The organism is Deltaproteobacteria bacterium (genome assembly GCA_016234845.1).
Classification (GTDB): Bacteria; Desulfobacterota; Deferrimicrobia; order Deferrimicrobiales; family Deferrimicrobiaceae; genus JACRNP01.
In genome coordinates, this window is record JACRNP010000114.1 from 1 (window position 1) to 5007 (window position 5007).

The 5007-nt window shown below is 64.5% G+C and carries 4 protein-coding genes and 1 pseudogene; all 5 read left to right on the forward strand.

Going from position 1 to position 5007, the window contains the following annotated elements:
• The first annotated feature begins 47 nt into the window (after positions 1-47).
• The 5 genes and pseudogenes from HZB86_08295 (at position 48) to HZB86_08315 (ending at position 4864) form a co-directional block, all read left to right on the forward strand.
• Positions 48-800 (forward strand): annotated as a pseudogene (locus HZB86_08295) (electron transfer flavoprotein subunit beta/FixA family protein).
• Between the two features lie 74 nt (positions 801-874).
• The gene (locus HZB86_08300) at positions 875-1849 is read left to right on the forward strand and encodes an electron transfer flavoprotein subunit alpha/FixB family protein (GenBank protein ID MBI5905535.1); all 975 of its coding nucleotides are present in this window, start codon (positions 875-877) and stop codon (positions 1847-1849) included.
• An 82-nt stretch (positions 1850-1931) separates the two neighbouring features.
• Positions 1932-3221, forward strand: coding sequence for a bifunctional 3,4-dihydroxy-2-butanone-4-phosphate synthase/GTP cyclohydrolase II (locus HZB86_08305; GenBank protein ID MBI5905536.1), 1290 nt, complete (start codon positions 1932-1934; stop codon positions 3219-3221).
• A 23-nt stretch (positions 3222-3244) separates the two neighbouring features.
• Positions 3245-4687, forward strand: coding sequence for an NAD(P)/FAD-dependent oxidoreductase (locus tag HZB86_08310; protein MBI5905537.1), 1443 nt, complete (start codon positions 3245-3247; stop codon positions 4685-4687).
• 18 nt (positions 4688-4705) lie between these two features.
• Positions 4706-4864, forward strand: a complete 159-nt coding sequence (locus tag HZB86_08315) for a hypothetical protein (protein ID MBI5905538.1) — start codon at positions 4706-4708, stop codon at positions 4862-4864.
• Positions 4865-5007 lie beyond the last annotated feature (143 nt).

Genomic DNA, 5007 nt, shown 5'->3' on the forward strand with positions numbered 1-5007 from the left:
CTCCACCGGCGGAGGACTGCAGGAAGTTTCAACTGAGGAGGCGCCCATTGAAGATCCTGGTGACGATCAAGCCGGTCCCGAACCCGGACGAGAAGGTGAAGATCAAGGGGGACGGCAGCGGGATCGTGTTGGACAACATCAAGATGGTGGTCAATCCGTTCTGCGAGATCGCGGTGGAGGAAGCGCTGCGGATCAAGGAGAAGCAGGGCGGCGAGGTGGTGGTGGCGATGGTGGGCCCCAAGGAGGGGGAGCAGCAGGTGCGCACGGCGCTGGCGATGGGCGCGGACCGCGCGGTGCTGGTGGAGGCCGGCGGCGACCTGGACTCCCTGGCGGTGGGGAAGGTGCTGTCGAAGGTGGTGGGGGAGGAGAAGCCGGAGCTGGTGCTGATGGGGAAGCAGTCGGTGGACGACGACAACAACCAGGTGGGCCAGATCCTGTCGTCGGTATTGGGGTGGCCGCAGGCGACGTTCGCGTCGAAGGTGGAGCTCTCCGCGGACGGGAAGAAGGCGCAGGTGACGCGGGAGGTGGACGGCGGTCTGGAGACGATCGAGGTGTCGCTGCCGGCGGCGGTGACGACGGACCTTCGTCTGAACGAGCCGCGGTACGCGTCGCTTCCCGGGATCATCAAGGCGAAGAAGAAGTAAGTGAAGGTGGTGCCGGTGGCGTCGCTGGGGGTGGACATCGCGCCGCGGGTGAAGGTGCTGTCGTACGCCGCGCCGAAGCAGCGGGCGGGCGGCGGCCGCGTGGCCGACGTCCCCGAGCTGGTGTCGAAGCTGAAAAACGAAGCGAAGGTCCTGTAGCCGTAAAACCGGGACGTTGATGCAAACTCCCGCGGAACCGGGACAGACATAACATCGAACGGTCGGAGGCTTCCATGGCGGACATACTGGTAGTGGTGGAGCACCAGGAAGGGATTTTCAAGAAGAACACGCTGTCGGTGGTGACGGCGGCGAAGTCGCTCTCCGCACTGACGGGCGGCGAGGTGGACGCGCTGGTGCTGGGGGACGGCGTCTCCGCCGTGGCGGACACGGTGGCCGGTTCCGGCGTGCGGAAGGTGCTGCTGGGCGAAGGCCCCGCGTTCGGAAAGTATCTGGCGGTGACGTGCGCGCAGGCGGTTGCGGGTGTCGTGAAGGAGAAAGGGTACGGCGCGGTGTTCGCCCCGGCGTCGACGTTCGGGAAGGATTTCATGCCGCGCCTGTCCGGTCTGCTGGACGCCCCACTGGCCTCCGACATCGTGGGGCTGGAAAAGGAAGGGTCGGCGCTTCGGGTGAAGCGTCCGATGTACGCGGGGAACGCGATCGGGACGGTGGAGATGATCGGAAGCCCCCTGCTGTTCACGGTTCGCCAGACCGCGTTCGACGCGGCCCCGATGGGCGGTGCGAAGGCGCCGGTGGAGAAGGTGGCGGTGGCCGCGGACCCGTGCGGCACGTCGTTCGTCGGGCGCCAGGAGACCAAGTCGGAGCGGCCGGAGCTGACGGAGGCGAAGGTGGTGGTCTCGGCCGGCCGCGGCATCAAGGCGCAGGAGAACTTCAAGATGGTGGAGGAGCTGGCCGACCTGTTGAAGGCGGCGATCGGCGCGTCGCGGGCCGCGGTGGACGCGGGGTGGGCGCCCAACGACTGGCAGGTGGGGCAGACGGGGAAGATCGTGGCGCCGGAGCTCTACATCGCGCTGGGGATCTCGGGGGCGATCCAGCACCTGGCCGGGATGAAGGACAGCAAGGTCATCGTGGCGATCAACAAGGACGAGGAGGCTCCGATCTTCCAGGTGGCCGACTACGGTCTGGTCGGCGACATCTTCAAGGCGGTCCCCGAGCTGGTCGCGGAGCTGTCCGCCCTCAAGAGTGCGTAGGAAGGCAGGCCCGCTCAATCCTGGAATCGAGATCCCTGGGCGGGAAAAACGCACGGAGGAGGATGAGGTGAGGAGAGAAGGGATGTGCTCGGGAAACGGCACCGCGGATGCCACGGCCGCGCAGGGCGGGACGAAGGGCCTCGCCCGGATCGAGGACGCCCTCGAGGACATTCGGGCGGGGAGGATGGTCATCCTGGTCGACGACGAGGATCGCGAAAACGAGGGAGATCTGACGATCGCGGCGGATCACGTCACCCCGGAGATCGTCAACTTCATGGCGCGGTACGGGCGCGGGTTGATCTGCCTGACCGTCACGGAAGAACGGGCACGGCGCCTTCGTCTTCCGCCGATGGCGGGGGAGAATTCCTCCCCTTTCGGGACTGCCTTTACGGTGTCGATCGAGGCGAAGTCGGGTGTGACGACGGGGATATCGGCCGCCGACCGCGCGACCACGATCCGCGCCGCTACAGCCCCCGACGCGAAGGCCGATGATCTCGTGCGGCCGGGGCACGTCTTCCCGATCGTGGCGCGCGAGGGCGGGGTGCTCGTCAGGACGGGCCAGACCGAGGGATCCGTGGACCTCGCCCGACTGGCGGGGTGCTCCCCGGCCGGGGTCATCTGCGAGATCATGAAGGAAGACGGAACGATGGCACGGATGCCGGACCTGCGGGAATTTTCGGAGAGACACGGCCTCAGGATCGTATCCATAAAGGATCTGGTCGCGTACCGGGTGCGGCGGGAGAAGCTCGTATCGCTGGTGGGGGAAGCGCGGCTCCCGGTCCGGTCCGCCGGGGAATTCGAGGTCATCGCTTTTCGAAGCGACATCGATGGGCAAACGCACCTGGCGCTGGTCAAGGGGAAGGTCCGATCCGATGCGCCGACCCTGGTCCGCGTCCATTCCGAATGTCTGACCGGGGATGTGTTCGGCTCCCTCCGGTGCGACTGCGGTGAGCAGCTCGAGGATGCCCTGGCGCGTATCCACGCGGAAGGGGAAGGCGTGCTCCTCTACATGAGACAGGAAGGGCGGGGAATCGGGCTGGGAAACAAGATTCTCGCGTACGAACTCCAGGACCGGGGGCTCGACACGATCGAAGCGAACGAGAAGCTGGGATTTCTCCCGGACATGCGGGATTACGGTACGGGCGCGCAGATCCTGAAGGAACTCGGAATCCGCGATATCCGACTGATGACGAACAATCCCCGCAAGATCGTCGGTCTGGAGGGGTACGGACTGCGCATCGTGGAACGGCTGCCGATCGATGTCGGCCCCAACCCCGTCAATGCAGGGTACCTGTCGACGAAAAGACGGAAATTGGGGCACCTGCTCGCCGAGACCGCCGCCGTGGGGTCGCGGAACACCTGTGGGACCTGATTCGCATTCCGGAGGAGAAGCGCATGGGCGGACACATCAAGGAATACGATGCGATCGTCATCGGCGCGGGACTGGCCGGCCTTTCCTGCGCCAACGCCCTCCTGAACAGGGGGAAAAGCGTCTGTGTACTGGAAAAGGAACCGAAGGTGGGGGGGTGCCAAAGCTTTTTCCGGCGGAACGGGTTCCTCTTCGAGTCGTGCCTCCACTCGGTGGCCGAGACGTATGACGGTGGGCCGGTCCTGGCCGTCCTGAAGGCGATCGGGGTGGAGCCTCCGTCCTTTGTGAGGCTGGACCCCGCCTTCTGCTATGTATTCCCGGACCGGACATTCGCGGTTCCGCAGGAGATGCGGGACCAAAAGGATTCCCTGAAGCGGGAATTCCCCGAGGAGGCCGCCGGGATCGACCAGCTCTTCGACCGGATGGATCGGATCTACGACGGCCTGGGAAAGTTGCCGGAGGTTACCCCTCCCGTCGCCGAAAACGTCGGGCTGGTGTTCCAGGACCTGCTCGACAAGTTCCTGACCGATGGGAAATTGAAGGCCGTGATTTCCGGGTTCTGGGGATATCTGGGCATACCCCCGTCCAAGGCATCCTCCCTGGTCCTTTCCGGGTTCAATGCCTCGATCGGCAATCACGGGAATTTCTTCCCGCGGGAAGGGGTGCTCGGGATCCTGACGCCCTTGAGAAACGGCATCCTGTCCCGAGGCGGGAAGATCTTCACGAACGCCAAGGTGAGCAAGATCATCGTCGGTGACGGCAAGGCGGAAGGGGTGATCCTCGAGAGCGGGGAGTTCGTCCGGGGAAACGCCGTCATTTCCAATGTGGACGCGTTGACGACTTTTTTCGGAATGGCGGGGGAGCAGCACCTTCCCGCCGCGTTTTCCGAACGGCTGAGAGGGTTGGAGCCCACGCTGTCCGCGCTCAGCGTCTACCTCGGGATAAGAAACGACGTACCCCTGCCGGGAAATCTTTCGGTCGCGAACCTGGTGTATCCGGGGTACGACATGGAACGTCAATACGAGGCGATCCGGAGGGTGGAAATCGAGGAAATGCCCTACGCGCTCTCGATTCCGACCTTTGTGAACCCTTCCGTCGCGCCGCCGGGCCATCACATCGTCAGCCTGTTCATGGCCGTTCCGTACGGATTGCCGGACGGGGCCTCCTGGAGGGAGAAGAAGGATGAATTCACCGATCGGTTCATCCGGGTCGCGGAGAAGGCGATCCCCGGGCTGCGCTCGCGGATCGTCGTAAAGGAATCCGCGACGCCCGACACCCTGGTACGTTACACGGGAAACCGTTTCGGGGCGGTCGGCGGGTGGGACTACACGCCGGCATCGATTGCGAATCGACCCGTGAACAGGTCGCCGATCGAGGGGTTATGGTTGACCGGTCATTGGACCGTCCCGGGTGTCGGCATCCACGGGGCCATCCAATCGGGGTGGATCACCGCCTCGATGATTCCGTGAGCGGCGAAGGCAGCCGCCATGAAGCACCCAAGGGTGTGCAGGGAGTGCGAGTTCTGGGTCGTGATCGAGGAGGACGACGGCTATTGCCGCAGGCCGGTTCCCCGCGCGGCGACCGACGAACTTCCCCCCGGCGAAGAAAAGGAACTCCTGGAAAACGCTGATTGCAAGCAAGACTGATCGTACGACGATATCGCTCAAGGATCATGCGTTTATTGCCGGAGAGCGGAAAAGAAGAAGGAGGATCCGATGCAAGGAAGGGGAGCGAAGGTTTCGCGCAGAAATTTCCTCATGTTATCGGGAATGACGGCGGCTGGTGCGGC

Bases quoted from the DNA above. Each gene is read 5' to 3' on its own strand.
- HZB86_08310 (MBI5905537.1), top strand. From the start codon at position 3,245: ATGGGCGGACACATCAAGGAATACGATGCGATCGTCATCGGCGCGGGA.
- HZB86_08300 (MBI5905535.1), top strand. From the start codon at position 875: ATGGCGGACATACTGGTAGTGGTGGAGCACCAGGAAGGGATTTTCAAG.
- HZB86_08315 (MBI5905538.1), top strand. From the start codon at position 4,706: ATGAAGCACCCAAGGGTGTGCAGGGAGTGCGAGTTCTGGGTCGTGATC.
- HZB86_08305 (MBI5905536.1), top strand. From the start codon at position 1,932: ATGTGCTCGGGAAACGGCACCGCGGATGCCACGGCCGCGCAGGGCGGG.